Origin of the sequence: Streptomyces viridochromogenes DSM 40736 (genome assembly GCF_000158955.1) — a bacterium.
Taxonomy (GTDB): Bacteria; Actinomycetota; Actinomycetes; order Streptomycetales; family Streptomycetaceae; genus Streptomyces; species Streptomyces venetus.
The window spans coordinates 2,757,528-2,773,810 of the sequence record NZ_GG657757.1 but is presented as its reverse complement, the minus strand read 5'-3'; the positions used below and the strand labels follow the sequence as shown (position 1 = coordinate 2,773,810).

Genomic DNA, 16,283 nt, shown 5'->3' with positions numbered 1-16,283 from the left:
GGGACGCACCGGATCTCCACGACCGGCCTACGGCCGCAGCGCCCCCGGATGGGTCTGCTCCCGCACCGACACGAACTGCTGGCGCACCGCCTGCCCCACGGCCAGCTCCTCCCCGGGCTCCAGCACCTGCGCGACCGGCCCCTGCCAGGCCGGCGGGTTCCGCGCGTCGAGCGTGCCCTGGGAGACGCCGAGCGCCCAGGCGGCCTGCCGGGCGGCGCCGATCGCCGCGTAGTCGGCCGGCTGGGGCACGACGACCTGCGTCCCGAACAGCGACGGCGCGGCGGCCTGCACGGCGGGCAGTTCGGCGGCCGGCCCCAGCAGGAACACCCGCCGCACCTCCACACCCCGGCCGCGCAGCACGTCCAGCGCGTCCGCGAGGCCACACAGCATGCCCTCGAAGGCGGCCCGCGCCAGATGCTCCGGCTTCATCGACTCGCGCCGGAGCCCCGCCAGGGTCCCGGCGGTGTGCGGCAGGTTCGGTGTCCGCTCACCCTCCAGATAGGGCAGCAGCACCAGGCCGTGCGACCCCGGCGTCGACTTCATCGCCAGCTCGGAGAGGCTCTCCAGATCGGGCAGCCCCAGCAGCTCGGCGGTCCCGCGCAGGGTCCGTACGGCGTTCAGCGTGGTGACGACGGGCAGGTGCATGCCGGTCGCGTCCGCCAGAGCGGTGATCATCCCGGAGCCGTCGACGAGCGCCTCGGGGTGCACGGCCATCACGGAACCGGACGCGCCCAGCGACACGACCGCGTCCCCGAGGCCGATGCCCAGTCCGAACGCCGCCGCCATGGTCTCGCCGGTCCCGACGGAGATCAGCAGCCCTTCCGGCGTCCTACCGGCCGCGTCCGCCGGGCCGATCACCTCCGGCAGCATCACCTGGTGCCCGAGCGCCAGCTCGATGAGATCGGGCCGGTAGGCGCCGGTCGCCGCCGACCAGTACCCGGTGCCGGACGCCCCGCCCCGATCGGTCGTTCTCCGCACCGGCCGGCCCAGCAACTGCCACACCAGCCAGTCGTGCGCCTGGAGGAGGATCGCCGTGCGCTGCGCGTTCTCGGGCTCGGTCCGGGCCAGCCAGCGCAGCTTCGTCACCGGCTGCGCGGCCTGCGGCACACACCCCACGGCCTGCGCCCACGCCTCGCGCCCGCCGAGCGCGTCGACCAGATCGGCCGCCGCGACCTGCGTCCGCTTGTCGCCGCCGACCATCGCCGGACGCACGGTGTTCCCCTGCGCGTCCAGCGGCACGACGGCGTTCTGCTGCGCCGACACGCCGATCGCCTGCACGCCCTCGAGCAGACCGCCGCCGGCGGCCTCTCCCAGGGACAGCAGCCACGCCTGCGGATCGACATCGGACGGCCGGCCGCCGCCCTCGGGGCTCTCCACCGGATGCGGCGCATATCCCTGCCTGAGCACGGCTCCGGAGTCCGTGTCACAGACGACGATACGAGTGAAATCGGGTGAACTGTCCAACCCGGCGACTATCCCCATGGCCAAAATTCTGCCGCACACTCCGCTCGGGTTGGGCCGTGGGCGCCGTGGGGGTGCGGCGCCGTGTTTGTGTGCGAGCTCGTTGTGGCTGGTCGCACGCACGCGGCGGAGCCGCATATCGATACGGCCCCGCGCCCCTGAAGGGTCAGGGGCGCGGGGCCGGCGCCTGAGAAGGAACTGTTACGTGTTACTGGTTCCCCAGTCGTCCTCGCCGCCGTTGTGGACGGCTCGGTCCTTGAGGTGGCGGACCCGTTCGGCCACCGAGTCGGGGACTCGGTCCCCGACCTTGTCGCTGACCACGTGGTACGCCTTGCCCGCGAACTCACGGCCCTGGTGTGCGGCGGTCTCCGCGGTGTTGCGGACGGCGGGGTTCTGTGCGAACTGCTGGGCTGTCTTCTTCAGCTGCTCGTAGCGCTCGCGTCCGGCCCTCGTGCCCAGCACGTAACCCAGGACGACTCCGGCGACGAACGTGAGCCGGTAACGCATGGCGGCCACCCTTTCCTTGCGTAGGTCTCCGGTGCGGCGTCGGCGCCGGGGAGTACCGATTGGCAAAGCACCCCCCTGCTTGCGCTAATGTATGTGTCGCAGCGAGCGCGCGCCCCCTGGCGGATACCCAGGTAGGTGCGTTCGATGCAAAACGAGACCTTCCTCGGTAGCTCAATTGGCAGAGCAGCCGGCTGTTAACCGGCAGGTTACTGGTTCGAGTCCAGTCCGGGGAGCTCGGTCCTCCGTAGCTCAATTGGCAGAGCAGCCGGCTGTTAACCGGCAGGTTACTGGTTCGAGTCCAGTCGGGGGAGCATGGTGAACGAGGACCCCCAACCGGGGTCCTTTTTCATGTCTGTTCCGATCTCCTGGGAACCGCGCGGCACTGGGCGCAGTCCTCATGGTCACGAAGGCCGTGCGAAGCCGCCCAGCCGAAGCAGGAGATCGTATGAGCGGCTATGCTGCGGCAGACGGCGCGCACACATGTACGCGACACGCCGCTATGGGGCGGTAGCTCAGCCGGTTAGAGCAGCGGACTCATAATCCGTCGGCCGTGGGTTCGAGTCCCACCCGCCCCACCACTCACTACGCGGGGAGAACCCTTTCTACCTGCGGCGCCGAGTCGGCCCCCTTCTGCCGGAGGGGGCTTCGTTGTCTCTGAAGATCGCTAGCTGGCCCGCTGCTGGCCCGAAGGGCAGATGATCTAGCTCGCCTTGTTGGGGGGCGAAGCTTCGAGCTGCGCCCCAAGCGCAGGTGTCTGACCATGGTGATAACCCCACTTTGACCCCGATGCGATGAGCGAGGGGATTGCCATGCCTTTGTTTCCTCTCCTGCGGGACTGGTTGACCGAGGTGTCGAGGCAGCACCGCGGAGTGCGCGAAGAGGGCGACGCCAGCAGCCCGGGGTGGGTCCGCCCCGACGACTGGACCGATGCAGGGGGCGACGTCGACGGGGGCGGCGGTAGTGACGGCGGCGACGGCGGCGACGGCGGCGACTACTGACCAGCGAGACGTGAAGCGGCCCTGGTCGGCAGGGGGATGCCGACCAGGGCCGCGGGGACGCCCGCCTCCAGAGCATCAGGAGTAGAGGCGGGCGAGGTCTACCTGGGCTCGGCCGCCGGGCCGCGGCTGGCCTGCCGGTACGCCTCGTACAGGGCGACCATGATCGGACACGGCGGGGTGGGCTCACCGTTCTCGTCCATGTTCCGGCAGTCCGGGCAGCTCGCGCCGTGCTCCAGCATGCGCACGTAGGCGACGGTCTGGGTGAGGTTCTCGTAGTGGCGGCACAGGGCGAGGACGGAGCGGGCGAGTCGCTGGGCATGTACGACGCCGGCGGGGAGGTTGGAGCCGGGCTCCAAGTCCAGCCGGGTGCGGGCCTCGCCGACGCCGGCGAGCGCGGAGACGCGCGGCTGGACTTCCTCGGGGAGCTGCCGGGCGAGCCCTTCCACTTCGGGGATGGTGAGCATGAGGTGCCCGCGCAGCCGCAGCGTGAGCGTCTCCAGCTCGTCCTGGCTGGGCAGCTCGGCGTCCTCGGCGAGCAGGCGGTCAGCGGCCGCGCGCATGGTGGCGGTGTCCAGCGGCAGTTCGGCCAGCTGGGGCAGTTCGGCGGGCGGGTCCATCGTTGTCTTACGGCTGGTCATCCTCGACTCCTGACGGTTGGTCTTCTTCGTGGTCACCGCCGCGCCCCCAGCTGCGCCCACAACCCGCACTCGTCGGTGGTGAGTCCAGCGGAGTGGGACAGGCCAGCGACGAGGGCCCACCCGGGGCCGTGGCTGTAGAGCAGCGGGAGCGGGTCGGGGCCCAAGGCGGTGATGCGGATGCGGGTGTCGGATGTCGAGAGGGTCATCTCGACGACGGGGGCGCCGGAGCCGAGGACGGCGACGAACAGTTCGTCGGCGATGAGCGGGGCGTCGGGGTGCTTCACGCGCCCGGCTGTCCACAGGCGGACGTGGCGTGCCTCGACGGGCTCGCCCTTGAACGCCTTCCGCCACGTGTGACCCGACTCGGGCATGGTTATCCCCCGGAGGACGTGGTTATCTGAATACGGATAACGCTTTTCTGTATACAGAATGTCCGGGTGGTTGGCGCTGGTCAAGCGGGAGGGGAGAGTATGCGTATACAGATTGACGCGACCGTCGAAGGTGGGAGCATCGCCGTGGCACAACCCGAGTACTTGCGGATCGCCGCTGACCTGCGGCGCCGCATCGCACCCGGTGGCGAGTTCGGTCCCGGTGACCGCATCCCGACGCTCCCGGATCTCTGCAGCGCATACGGCGTCTCAGAGATCACCGTCCGCAACGCGCTGCGTCTCCTCGCCAACGAGGGACTGATCGAGTCCCGGGCCCGCGCCGGTACGTTCGTGCGGCCGCGCCCAGCGATCCACCGGATGGCGGCTGACCGCTACCGCTCGACCCCGGGCGGCAAGTCGACGCCGTACACCCGGGATCAGGGGATCGGCTGGTCCGAGTACCGGCTCGACAAGCGGTTCGAGCGGGTCCAGGCCGACGCCGAACTGGCGGCTCTCTTCGAGTGCGAGGTGGGCGAGCGCCTGCTCGCGCGGCACTTCGTGTTCTACGACAACGACCAGCTACGTGCGCTGGGCCGACGTCGTCGGCACTCCGGTCGCCGACCCCATCAACGAGCCGTGGCCGGGCGGGACGCGGGCGCAGCTGGCGAGCCTCGGTATCCGCGTCACCACGATCACCGAGTCGTTCACGACGGCCATGCCCACCGAGCTGGAGGCGGCCACGCTACGCATCGGCTCCGGAGTCCCGGTCCTCCGGTACACCCGCAGGCACATCACCGACACCGGCCGCGTCGTCGAGGTCGCCCACCCGATCGTGCGCCGCGGCGACACCACCATCGTCGACTTCCGTATCGAGCTCGACGACTGACCCTAGACACGACGCAGCGGCTCCGCCTCCTGGAGGAGAGCGGGGCCGCTGTCACAGGCGCGTGGGTGTGAGGTTCAGTTCGGCCAGTGGCGAGGGGGCCGGGCCGCCGGAGTGTCCGGGCCGACTCGCCGGGCCCGCTGGTGAAGGCCGATGAGTGCTTGCGTCAGCAGCTTCCGCTGGGGCTATTCCTCCTTCACCTCCCCTTGAGCCGTTCAGTGATCGCCGTGGAGTCGGCGCGCCGGTTCGTCACCCGGCTCTGGGGCCCCGACAGCAGACCGACCACGCCGCCGACCGGTGCCCCCACATCCATCAGCGTCCTGCCTTTCTCAGGTGCTGCGGGGGGCCTCCATGCCAGACACCAGCACCACGTCGATGGTGAACGCCCTCCACCCGCACGCCGACCCGACGGCATCCGGAAAGGTGGTGGCTGCGGTCGCCGTGAACGCGCGCCCAGAGACTGGCCGGGAAGGCGATCGCGACGTACCCGAGCGCCTGCATGCGGGGGCAGTTCACGCCTGTGAGTGGGGGCTATCCCCGCCTGCGGGGCCGACCAGTAGCCGAGACTATTCCAGTAGTTCCAGCTGGAGCTATCCCCGCCTGCGCGGGGTCAACGGACCCGTGTTCACGGTGCCGCAGCGCGGGACGGAGCTATCCCCGCCTGTGCGGGGTCGCCTATCACACACCACCGATCAGCGACGGGCCGCGGGAGCTATCCCCGCTCGCGCGGGGTCGACTCGGCCGTGTTCTCGCCGCGCGCAAGGATCCCGGAGCTATCCCCGCGTGTGCGGGGCCCACAGGTAGGTGGCCTCGGGGAGGTTTATGCCGTCCGAACTATCCCCGCGTGCGCGGCGCCGACACGGTGTTGTTACCGGTACCGGCGTCCACCGCGGACCTATCCCCGCGCGCGGGGCCGACTGCAACGTCCCCCAGTAGCACGCGCTGTGTAAGGAGTATGCCCGCAGGGCGCTGGTCGCGGCGGACAAGGCCACCTTCGGCTATCCCCGCGTGCGTGGGGCCGAGTTCTGCCGCGACGACCTCGTCGCGGTCGACCTGGAGCTATCCCCGCGGGCGCAGGGTCGACAACTCCGCGCCCGCCACCAGCGTCATCCGGGTGGAGCTATCCCCGGCGTGTGCGAGCGAGGCGCCGTGTTGCCCTTCTCCCTCCGCATGAGCGCGGATCTATCCCCGTACGCACGAGGCCGACGGCGTCCCCGGCCCGAAGATCTGGAAGCTCCTAGAGCATCCCCGTGTGCGCGAGGCCGACCCTTCGTGGCCTGCGACGTTCATGAAGATCATGCATGTTTGCGTGTACTAGGGTCCAGCTGCGCCGTAGAAACCGGCCCGGAGGTATCCCCGCGTATGCGGGGCCAAAGGTCAGAATGGACGCGCTCTTGACCTATGCCCGCGTGGGGCCAGGAAAGCACCCTAGCTCTTGGGTCCGCTAGCTGAACTATTTGTCGTGGTTCACCTGGCCAAGCCGGTGGCGGGACTGCAGGTGATGCCGGTGGGGCCACTGATGCAAGCGCCGGTGCTGGGGTTGAGCAAGGCGACGTAGCGGTTTCGCAGGGCCGGGCGGGGAATGGGCGGCCAGGTCTCGGGCGGGGGGAGAGCGTTGTTTCCGGTGAACCAGTGAGCGGGCAAGGACGCGGTGTTGAGGAGGAGGTCCTTTTGTTGTCGGCGGCGGGCGGGGGAGTCGGCGCCATGGCGGGCGAGGTCAGCGCGTCGCTGTCCGGACCGGTCGTAACTGAGGATGCCGTTTGGCTGCTTGTACAGGAGGATGGCGTCGATCGGAGGCTCACTGAGGCGGGAGATGGCGCGGATGCCGACGATGCCGTCGCTGTCGCCGGAGCCGTGGCTCTTGCCGGATGCGAGGTCGGTCACGGGAATTGACCTGCCGCGGCGGGTGAAGGGGCGGAACGCACGGCTGAGGGACTGGCCCTCCTCTTTGCCGTGTTCGCTTTGCAGGCGGCGTGACGTGCGGTCGAGAAGCTCGCCGAGGGCGTGGGCGACAGTGGGTTTTGGGCCGTAGACCTCTTCGATCAATGGGGTGGTGTCTGCGGGTGTGATGAGATGCACGGTGCCGTCTTCCCGGGCGCGTTGGACGAGGGCGTACCAGGTGGCGGCCAAGAGGTAGGGGGGATACACGTGGCTGTCAGGGTTGCCCTGAGGCCGGGCTTCGCCTGGATTCGGAGGTTCGACCATGGGCAGTTCGTTGGCCCCAGGCTGGATGAGAATGGTCATGCGGGGCCTGCGGAACGCTTCGGGCCGTGAGGAGTCGTTGACTTGGTGCCGGTGGACGCGGCCACGACGCTGGATGAGGACGTCAATTGGCGCGAGGTCGGTGTAGATCCGGTCGAAGTCAATGTCGAGGGACTGCTCAGCAACTTGCGTGGCGATGACCAGAAGACGGTCTGGCCGCTCGGGGTTGCGGCGGGTGCGGTCCTTGCCTGGGCCGAGGTGCCTGGTCAGTAGGTCTTCGCCAGGGAGGCGGTAGCGGGGCAGGTTCTGGCCGTGTAGGAGCACGATCTCACTCGGTGACCATCCGTGCGTCTGGGCGCAGTGCGCGGCGGACCTGTACAAGTCGACGGCTGTGGCCACGCGGTTGCGCATGACGACGGTGATTCCGCCTTTTCCGGCCTCGTCGAAGAGGCGGGCAGCGAGGGCGGCCGTGCCGGGATCGGGCAGGAAGTCGATGAAGGTGTGTAGCTCTGCCGGGGCGGTCCGTTCGCCGTGGCTACTTCGGTCGGTATCGTCGGTTCGGCCGGTGCGGGTGATGATGCCGTGGTGGTCCACGACGGTGATGGGGCCGGTCTGTCCTCTCTCTGTCACCGGGACGCGGTGGCCCTCGCACCACGCCCGGGTGAGGGCGGTTTGTGTGGCGGTGGGCAGGGTCGCGGAGAGGATGACGACGGAGGCGCCGGCATCGGCGAGCCATGCGATGGCGGCTTCGAGGAGACCTTGCTGGAAGAGCTCGTATGCGTGGGCCTCGTCGATGATGAGCGTCTTGGCGGCGAGGCCGAACATGCGCAGCATCCAGTGATGGCTGGGCTGGGCGGCGAGGGCCACCTGGTCGACGGTGCCGACGGCGAACGGGGCGATCAGGCCCAGGCAGCGACGCAGGTACCAGGGGCTGAGGACGGCCCGGCGCTGCAGGGGGTCGTCGGGCGAGGGAGTGGAGATGAAGTCTTCGAGCCCGTCGAGTGCCGCCTGTGCTCGGGTTCGCCCGGCGTCGAGGAGCTGGTGGACGAAGTCGGTGGCTTCCGCCGTGGCATGGACAACGGCGAGGTTGGCAGTGTTCTGCTCGCCGAGGGCCCGGTCCATGAAGGCGGCGATCTCGCGGGCCGTTTGGTTGGCGGCGGCCCGGGTCGGCATAGCCATGTATAGGCCCTGGTATCCGCAGGTGACGGCGAGGTGGTGGGCGCACCACAAGGCGAGGTGGGTCTTTCCCGATCCGGTATCGGATTCGACGATGACGAGCGCCGGACCAGCGGCGGGCAGGGCGGCCATGGCGGCGGACTGGAAGACACGCGGCCGGGTGTCGGGGAACAGGTCGGTCCAGTCAGCGGCGGGATCGGGCTGCCAAGCGTCCAGCCGCAGTCGCGTGACCGCAGCGCGGGCCTGCATATTGGAGGCGTGCCACCACTGGGGCGGGCTGGTGGTGAGGGAGCGGTAGGTGAAGTGGGATTCGTCGGAGGCGATCCAGTCGGCGAGGATCACCAGCCCGGCGAACAGCACCATTGCGCTGGGGCGTTCGGGTACCACCAACTTGGGGAGGGTGGTGAGATCGACACCGATGAGTTCGGCCGTGTCCTGGATGAGTTCGGAGTAGATCGGTAGCCAGGCGGCGATGTCGGCCGCCATGGCCGCCCGGCCGATGGTGTCGGGGCTGGGGATGTCTCCGTGGTGGCCGCCGAGGAGAGCAGCGGCGGTGTGGAGTCCGGTTGACGGCGAGCCGGCCCCACCGCAGTCCTCGCAGGTGCAGCCGAGGAGCCGTGGCATGTGTAGGGCGGTGATGTGCTCGTGCCGCGCGCCGGGCTGGGCGTCAAGATTCTCTCCGAGAGGAAGACCAGCAGCGCGTGCCTGCTGTTCCCACATGGCACGGGCCTGCCGCAGGTAGGGGCCGTCCCAGCGGCTGGTGCCGAACATGCGCAGGAAGCACCCGGAGCCCTTCCCGAGGTCGTGCAGGGCGGCCAGAAACATCACCACTCGGCGCGCCGTGTCCTCACGGCCGCCGCCGAAGGCGTCGGCGAGCCGGGCCCATGCGGTGAGGGGGAGATAGCGGTCCCATAGCTGAGCGACGCAGGCGGCGGTGTCGAGAGCGTGAGCCAGCAGAGGATTCCAAGCTGGGCCACCCCTACGACGACTGATTCTGCGCTGGTCGGTCTTGGCCCAGATGAAGAAGTGCCGTCGCACAGACCATTTATGACTAGTTGTCATATCACCCCCCGATTGGTGTTAGTGTCCCCATCCTTAACGGCACTGGCAACAGAGCGTGTCCTTTTGTAGTCCAACTCCCATCTAGAAGGAGGTGGAAGGCCGATGCAGTGGGAACCGCGTGCCCAAGCATGCATCCCGGTACTGACAACCGGCCCTGACCTGCGGCGAGTCAAGCTGAACCTGGTCGACGTGCTCTGCCGGGCCGACGAACTGGCAGCTGTCTGCGGTGACACCCCGGGTGAAACAGCCGCGCTGATCGACTGGCTGATCGGCCTGATCCACGCGGCGGATCAGCATCCCGAGACCTCCGACGAGTGGCTGTCGTGGGTCACTGACCGCACACCGCTGGACAAGGTGGCCGACTGGATCGCAAGTCACCCCGGATGCTGGGACCTCTTCGACCCGGAGCGGCCCCTCGGCCAGAACCCCGTCCTCCACCCTCACCTCGACACCTACGGTGTCGGGCCCGCTCAGCTCTTCCTGGAACGGGTCGGGGACTACAACCAGTTCTTCAACCTTCACCATCTCCACCACCCGGAGCCCGTACCGGCGGATGCCGCATGGCGTGCGATGCTCACCCAGCACGTGTACGGGATCGGGATGCGCGGCAGGATCAAGGCCAAGGACATGGGGCTACCGGGGACCTTCACCAACCTCGGCACCAACCGGCTGGCCACCCGCCTGAAGGTCATCGCCCGCCCGGCCTGGCCAGGAGCCACCCTCGGTGACCTGCTGCGCCTCAACACCGCCCCGTGGCCGGACGAACCCGGGCCGCTCAACCTGACGTGGAAATCAGGACGAGCCGTCCCGAAGAGACTTCACACGGCCGGGACCACAGCAAGCCCGCACTTCGCAGGCCCGGCCGATCTCCACACTGTGCTCGGCCCGCTCGATTCGCACTGCGCCCGACCGTCCTTCCCGACGGCGGCATCGGCGTTGACTCGGGTACTCCATCGGCGCTGGTGAAACCCTTGCCGAGTTGCCCGCCACGTACCTACAGGACGCCGTCACCTACGACACCCCGGGCGGGAAGAAGACCCTGCTCAAGCCGTCCCCCACGAGGGAGCTATGGCGAGAGTCCCACGCTCTGTACGCGGCCGTCGCCGAGCGCGACAAAGGCACCGATCTGTACGGCCGGGTCGCAATGCTGCACGGCCGCCGCGTACACCTGTGGGCCATCGGCCTGCTCGCCACCCAGGGCAAGCTGACCGCGTGGTTGTCTGACGAGTTCCCGTACGTGCCCGGCCGGGAGACCCAGCTGCGACATGCCGCCGAGCAGGGCTCGGCGATCTGCGAGTACACCGCGCGCTCCCTCTATCTGGTGGCCGCGGCCACACGCGAGATCGCCTATCCCAATCCCAAGCCGGACGACAAGGCTGCCCAACTCGCCCGCTTCAACGGCGAACCTGAGATGTGGGCCGGTGCCGCCGACCTGTTCCACCACCTGCTGGACCAGGTTGCCGACACCGGCGCCGCTATCGAGGCCCTGGCCACCTTCGGCCGCGACATCCTCGCCCTGGCCATCATGTCTCTCGACGGGCGCCTGACCAGCCTGCCCTCAGGAGGTACCGGACTGCAGGCCCGCGTCACCGCGCGCGCCCGGCTTCGCGCCCTTCTCGGCCACAGCAAAGCGCCTGTCCAGTTGAAGGAACCTGCAGATGCCTGACCTTGCCCCGACCGCCGGCACAAAGCCACCCGGCACCCAGCTCTCGGATTGGCTGTGCGGCCTGGTCCGCACACACAATCTCGGTGCTCTCGCCGCTCTGCGCAGACCAAACCCGCCGCGCCGCACCGAGGCCCACCACATCGCCGCGGCGTTCGCCCCACCCGATGAACAGCAGCAGATCTACCAATTCACCGCGTTCCTCTTCGCTCGCTACCACGCCGGAGCCCTCCGGCCACACTACGGATACGGCGACATCGGCACAGCCATGCGGAAGATCGGCAGTGGTGCCGGCCGCGGCCCCGCCGACCCCGGGGCCAAGCGGCTGCTGGACCGGATCACCGCATCCCGCGAGATCCCCTGGCGGCACCTGCAGCACGCCATCGAACGGGCCCGCGCCTGCGACACCACCCCGCCGTCCTGGGCCCAGCTCCCCGAGGACCTGGCCCGCTGGAAGAGCCGCGACCGGTTGAAGAGCCGAGACAGGTCCGTCGCCGATACCTGGGGCGCCTCCTTCTACACCCCGACCTACACGAAGAGGACAACCACGTGACCGCCCTGACCACCCCGGCCGCAGAGCTTCTCACCGGTGATCAGTACTTCTCGCTGCACCTGCTGGAGACCTTCACCGCAGCACTTCCTGTACGCGACGAGAACGGCATGCCCAAGCAGTTCGTCTTCGGCGGCGACCCCCGTACCATGATCACCGCACAAGCACGGCGACGTGCCGAACGCACCCACAGCCGCGAGCGCGCCAACGCCGGCCAGGGACCACTCGCCGGATACACCATGGGCATCCGCACCCGCGAATGGGCCAAACTCACCGCCAAGGCGCTCGCCGACCGATACGGATGGGACCGGGCCGATGCGCTGGCCACCGCCAAGGCCCTACTCGAAGGTGTAGGCCTGAAGTTCGGTGCCAAGCCCACCACTCGCGACCTGACCCAGGTGCTGTTGTTCGCGCCCGAGGACGCCGGACAAATCATCGCCGACTGGATCCAGGAACACCGTGCCGAAGTGGCCGCCTGGACCAGCGACTACCTCAAGGCCAAGGAAGCGGGGGCCGCCGCCGCGGCCGCGAAGAAAGCCGCGGCCGCGGCCGCCAGAAAGGCGAAGAAGAGCGGCACAGATGCCCTCGCCTCAGCTGCCGACGACAACCAGCCCAACAACGAGGAGCAGCTCCCGCCCGTACCCCGAAAGATCCGCGAAGCGATCCTGTCGGCGCTCGCTCCCCGCGACGCCATCGACATCGCCCTCTACGGCCGGTTCCTCGCCGAGATCGCCGACTCGCCCAACGTGGACGGCGCCATCCAGACCGCGCACGCTTTCACCGTCCATGCCGCCGAACACATCGACGACTTCTACGCCGCCGCCGACGACGCCAAGCTCCACCGCAAGGCCCACGCCCTGGACTACATCGACGCCGCCGACGACTCCGGTGCAGGCATGACCGGTTACCAGTCGCTCATCTCCGGCACCTTCTACCGCCACGCCGTCCTCGACCGCTACAAGCTGCGGATCAACCTGCTCGCCTCCGGCATGAAGCCCGACCAGGTACAGGCCGCCGCCGAAGCCGCCGAACTCGAATTCGTCGAGGCGTTCACCAACGCCATCCCCCAGGCCAAGAAGAACACCACGGCTGCAACCGGCATCCTGCCCAAGCTCGTGATGGCCTTCACTGGGGCCCGGCCCTTCAACTACGCCGGCATTTTCGAGAAGCCGATCGCCGAAGAGACCGATGGCGTGGCATCCGTCGCAGCCGCCGACCGCCTCCTGAACCAGCACGCCCTCGTTCTGCGAAAGCGCACGGACATCTCACCCGCCCAGGTGCTCACCTACGACCTCGACGTACAGGAACTCATCGACTCCCGTACAGCCGCCGGCACCCTGCCCGGAGCGGAAGCCAACAGCATCGAGGAGCTGACCAGCCGGTGACCTCCGTGCTTCTGCTACGCCTGGCGGGCCCTCTCCAATCCTGGGGAGCCCTGGCCAGGTTCGACCGTCGCGACACCCTGAACCGGCCGACGAAGTCCGGCGTGACCGGACTCGTCGCCGCCGCCCTCGGCCTGGACCGAGCAGACGACCTCGGCGCGCTCACCGACCTGCGCTTCGCCGTACGGGCCGACCGCCCCGGCACCGCCGTCCGAGACTTCCACATCGTCGGGAGTGGCACTTACCCACTACGCCCCCGCGACTTGATCACAGACCACCGCCGGGCCGAAAAGGCCGCTGCCGCTCTCGAAACCAGCACCGGACCCGTCTTCGGACACCTCGCCGCCCGCTCCGTCACCAAGTGGTACGGCGCCCCGAAAGAAATCGCCCCGGACCCGAAGACCGGCGTTCTCCTGGCAGGCAACACCACGCGCGACGCAATGATGACAACCCGCTGGTACCTGGCGGACGCCGCATTCGTCGCGGCCGTCGAACACCCGGACCAGAACCTCCTGCACCGCATCAGCCACGCCGTGGAGCACCCCAAACGCCTCCTCTGGCTCGGCCGCAAGTCCTGCCCCCCGAGCGGCACCATCTCCGGCGGAGTCCATCCAGGAACCGCCGAGACCATTCTCACCACGACCGCGCTCCTGCCCAACGCCACCAGTCCGCAGCCATGGGCCTGGATCGAAGCCGCCCCCGGCACCCCCGGCGCCGCACAGAGAACAGACCAGCCCGTCACCTACCACCCCGAACACCGCACCCACACGGCACGGTGGGAGACCCGCACCCGCATCAGCCCCGAGCCGACCATCGGATGGGACATCATCCCGTGAGCACCTCCCGACTGATCACCTGCCAGAGCATCATCCAACTCGACCTCAACCACACCTATGCCGCGCCCGCCCTCATGGACGCCCACCACATGCATCGCATCGTGATGGGCGGCTTCAAAGGCTGGGTCCCGGATGGCGCCGACGCGCCCCGCGCCCAAGTCGGCGTTCTGTCCACCTGGTCCGCCGACTTGGCGACACAAACCCTGCTGATCATCGTTCAGTCGCGCGTACGCCCCGACTGGACCGCCATCCCACGCGCGGCCCTCTGCGCCCCAATCGACGTCCGTGCCGTCGACGAGACCATCAGCATTGGGGACCGATTCACGTTCCGCACGGTGGTCTCCCCGACCAAGACGCGGGCGGACCTCAAGCAGAAGGGCAAGCCTGTCATCAAGCGGCTCCCGCACGTCCTACCCGCACACGTGCGCACGTGGTTCGAGGACCGCCTCCAACCCGCTGGAACACCCGCCACCGCGCTAAGCGGCATCCCCCGCCTAGGCGCCGACGCCGAGCGGACCACCCTCGCCATCCGGATGCTGCCGCCGGTCAGTACCGACCACCACAAGGGACTGAAGATCACCCGCGCCGAAATTCGCGGCACCCTCACCGTCACTGACCCGGCCACATTCACCAAGACCATCACCACCGGCCTCGGCCGCGCCCGCGCCTATTCCTGCGGCCTCATCCTGACCAGACCTACGCAGGAACAATCCGGAGTTCAGGCAGGCACACCGCGGCTCGACGCAAGTGCATGAAATCGCACATGATCGCCACGAACGTCCCAGCTCAGGAAGGGTTGGCCCCGCGCACGCGGGGATAGCTCCGTCGGCCCGGGACACGGGCGGCGGCAGCACGGGTTGGCCCCGCGCACGCGGGGATAGCTCCGGCCTGATCGTGTTCCCGACCAACCGGCCGATGTTGGCCCCGCGCACGCGGGGATAGCTCCGCCGCCTCAAGGCGGGCACGCAGCGACCGGGCGTTGGCCCCGCGCACGCGGGGATAGCTCCTCACGGAGGAGTACTGGGGCCGGCGGGCTGAAGTTGGCCCCACGCACGCGGGGATAGCTCCCACTCCTGCGACGTCGTCGAGGGCCATCTGGGGTTGGCCCCGCGCACGCGGGGATAGCTCCTCGGGCGGCTCGGGCGCCTCGGCCCGCTCCCAGTTGGCCCCGCGCACGCGGGGATAGCTCCCGGTAATGCTTACCGCCTTCGATGATCTCGATGTCGACCCCGCGCACGCGGGGATTGCTCCCGGACCTGGTCCGGACCGCGTTCGCCGACCTAGTCGGCCCCGCACGCGGGGATGGCCGCGGTTCGGCGGGTTCGTCTACAAGGCGGACGCCGTCGGCCCCGCGTACGCGGGGATAGCCCCATCGCCGAAGATACGCAGAGCGGAATCTTCCAGTCGGTCCCACGCACGCAGGGATAGCTCAAGGTCCTGCATCGTGACGTCCTCGATGCCGGTGTTGGCCCCGAGTACGCAGGGATAGCTCCAAAGCCGATGATCTCTGGGATACCTTTAACGAATGGGCCTCGCGCACGTGGGGATAGCCCCGTTATGCAGCGCAAGGCCGGTACGGTCTCGTAGTCGGCTCCGCGCACGCGAGGATAGCTCCCGCATCAGCTCCGGGCCGTTCTCACCGTCCCAGTCGGCCCGCGCACGCTGGGATAGCTCCGCGCTCGCACGGCGCTGGAAGATGGACGTCGAGTCGGCCTCGCGCACGCGGGGATAGCTCGGGGTTGGTGTACCCGAAGTCGACGGTGATCCAGTTGGCCCCGCGTATGCGGGATAGTTCCTACGGCACGGTGAACCCGTTCGCCGCCCTGCTGTTGGCCCCGCGCAAGCGGGGGATAGCTCGCACGTCCACCTCGTCTCCGATGGACACAGCACGTCGTCCGCGCGCACGCGGGAATAGCTCCCAGGAAATCGACACCCCAGATTTGGCGGACACGTCGGCCCCGCGCACGCGGGATAGCTGCTCGGGCCGCATTATGGCCTTGCGCACGCGGGGATAGTTCCAAGGCCCAGGGCATGGACGGCAAGTGGCGTACGTTGGCCCCCGCTTGTGGGGATGGCTCCATTGAGGACCCGTCGGACTACGGCGGCGAGGATTTGACCCCGTGCACGCGAAGATAGCTCCCTGTCGTCCTGGACGCACACGGTCAGGTCTTGGTCGGCTCCGCGCGTGCGGGAATAGCTCCTCCTTTAGAGCGTCGGCGACGATGTCGGTGTTGTCGGCCCCTCGTGTACGGGGATAGTTCCGGCAACCCGTCGTGGGACTGCTTGGGCCTGATGTAGGCCCCGCGCATGCGGGGATAGCTCCATCACCCAGGGCTACTTGTTCCGCAACAATGGGTCGGCCCCGAGTACGGGAGGATAGCTCCGGGCGCCTGCGCGCCTTCAAGGAACGGGTGCTGTAGCCCTCGCACGCGCGGATAGCTCCAACCGGGACGGCCGGTGGTCGCCTCGGAATCCGTCGGCCCCGCGCACGCGGGGATAGCTCGATGGTCTCCTGGACGTACTCCAGGCCCGGGTTGTCGGCCCCGCGCAGGCGGGG

General features: G+C 68.9%; 13 protein-coding genes, 3 tRNA genes, 1 pseudogene and 1 CRISPR repeat array. Of the genes and pseudogenes, 12 read left to right on the top strand and 5 right to left on the bottom strand.

What is annotated here, in order from left to right:
• Positions 1-27 precede the first annotated feature (27 nt).
• The gene (locus tag SSQG_RS12145; RefSeq protein WP_039932477.1) at positions 28-1,482 is read right to left on the bottom strand and encodes a xylulokinase; all 1,455 of its coding nucleotides are present in this window, start codon (positions 1,480-1,482) and stop codon (positions 28-30) included.
• Positions 1,483-1,662: 180 nt separating this feature from the next.
• A complete protein-coding gene (locus SSQG_RS12140; RefSeq protein WP_039932475.1) occupies positions 1,663-1,968 on the bottom strand; it encodes a YtxH domain-containing protein in 306 nt (101 codons plus the stop codon).
• A gap of 160 nt (positions 1,969-2,128) precedes the next feature.
• Here SSQG_RS12140 and SSQG_RS12135 point away from each other — a divergent pair.
• The 4 genes from SSQG_RS12135 to SSQG_RS12120 all read left to right on the top strand — a co-directional run bounded on the left by SSQG_RS12135 (position 2,129) and on the right by SSQG_RS12120 (position 2,966).
• Positions 2,129-2,201: transfer RNA gene (locus tag SSQG_RS12135), tRNA-Asn, on the top strand.
• 5 nt (positions 2,202-2,206) lie between these two features.
• Positions 2,207-2,279, top strand: a tRNA-Asn gene (locus tag SSQG_RS12130).
• 190 nt (positions 2,280-2,469) lie between these two features.
• Positions 2,470-2,546, top strand: a tRNA-Ile gene (locus SSQG_RS12125).
• A 231-nt stretch (positions 2,547-2,777) separates the two neighbouring features.
• On the top strand, positions 2,778-2,966 hold the full coding sequence (locus SSQG_RS12120; RefSeq protein ID WP_158681025.1) for a hypothetical protein: 189 nt from the start codon (positions 2,778-2,780) through the stop codon (positions 2,964-2,966).
• Positions 2,967-3,064: 98 nt separating this feature from the next.
• Here SSQG_RS12120 and SSQG_RS12115 read toward each other — a convergent pair whose 3' ends face one another.
• Positions 3,065-3,604 (bottom strand): DUF6415 family natural product biosynthesis protein, encoded by a 540-nt coding sequence (locus SSQG_RS12115; protein WP_003990049.1) that lies wholly within the window; start codon positions 3,602-3,604, stop codon positions 3,065-3,067.
• A gap of 32 nt (positions 3,605-3,636) precedes the next feature.
• A complete protein-coding gene (locus SSQG_RS12110; RefSeq protein WP_003990048.1) occupies positions 3,637-3,975 on the bottom strand; it encodes a hypothetical protein in 339 nt (112 codons plus the stop codon).
• A 99-nt stretch (positions 3,976-4,074) separates the two neighbouring features.
• On the opposite strand from SSQG_RS12110, the pseudogene SSQG_RS42640 reads away from it, so the two are divergent.
• A pseudogene (locus SSQG_RS42640) lies at positions 4,075-4,266 on the top strand (GntR family transcriptional regulator); the annotation flags it as partial.
• 289 nt (positions 4,267-4,555) lie between these two features.
• Entirely contained in the window at positions 4,556-4,858 is a 303-nt protein-coding gene (locus SSQG_RS42635; protein ID WP_003990047.1) for a UTRA domain-containing protein, read from the top strand.
• Between the two features lie 1,464 nt (positions 4,859-6,322).
• Here the strand turns inward: SSQG_RS42635 and SSQG_RS12095 are convergent.
• Positions 6,323-9,271: a CRISPR-associated helicase/endonuclease Cas3 gene (locus tag SSQG_RS12095; RefSeq protein WP_003990046.1), complete on the bottom strand. Its 2,949-nt coding sequence runs from the start codon at positions 9,269-9,271 to the stop codon at positions 6,323-6,325.
• Between the two features lie 126 nt (positions 9,272-9,397).
• Here SSQG_RS12095 and SSQG_RS38165 point away from each other — a divergent pair, with 126 nt between their 5' ends.
• From SSQG_RS38165 to SSQG_RS12070, 6 genes are read left to right on the top strand one after another with little or no spacing between them, the layout of a single operon-like run.
• Positions 9,398-10,261, top strand: a complete 864-nt coding sequence (locus SSQG_RS38165; RefSeq protein WP_003990045.1) for a type I-E CRISPR-associated protein Cse1/CasA — start codon at positions 9,398-9,400, stop codon at positions 10,259-10,261.
• A 13-nt stretch (positions 10,262-10,274) separates the two neighbouring features.
• Positions 10,275-10,961, top strand: coding sequence for a type I-E CRISPR-associated protein Cse1/CasA (locus tag SSQG_RS38160; RefSeq protein WP_003990044.1), 687 nt, complete (start codon positions 10,275-10,277; stop codon positions 10,959-10,961).
• Entirely contained in the window at positions 10,954-11,511 is a 558-nt protein-coding gene (gene casB, locus SSQG_RS12085; RefSeq protein WP_003990043.1) for a type I-E CRISPR-associated protein Cse2/CasB, read from the top strand. Before SSQG_RS38160 ends, casB begins: the two co-directional genes overlap by 8 nt.
• Entirely contained in the window at positions 11,508-12,893 is a 1,386-nt protein-coding gene (locus SSQG_RS42630; protein WP_244299104.1) for a type I-E CRISPR-associated protein Cas7/Cse4/CasC, read from the top strand. The genes casB and SSQG_RS42630 overlap by 4 nt, the downstream gene beginning before the upstream one ends.
• Positions 12,890-13,726 (top strand): type I-E CRISPR-associated protein Cas5/CasD, encoded by an 837-nt coding sequence (cas5e, locus tag SSQG_RS42625; protein ID WP_003990041.1) that lies wholly within the window; start codon positions 12,890-12,892, stop codon positions 13,724-13,726. Before SSQG_RS42630 ends, cas5e begins: the two co-directional genes overlap by 4 nt.
• Positions 13,723-14,481 (top strand): type I-E CRISPR-associated protein Cas6/Cse3/CasE, encoded by a 759-nt coding sequence (locus SSQG_RS12070; protein WP_244299103.1) that lies wholly within the window; start codon positions 13,723-13,725, stop codon positions 14,479-14,481. The genes cas5e and SSQG_RS12070 overlap by 4 nt, the downstream gene beginning before the upstream one ends.
• A 40-nt stretch (positions 14,482-14,521) precedes the next feature.
• Positions 14,522-14,977: a CRISPR direct-repeat array (repeat unit 29 nt; unit sequence GTTGGCCCCGCGCACGCGGGGATAGCTCC).
• Between the last annotated feature and the right edge of the window lie 1,306 nt (positions 14,978-16,283).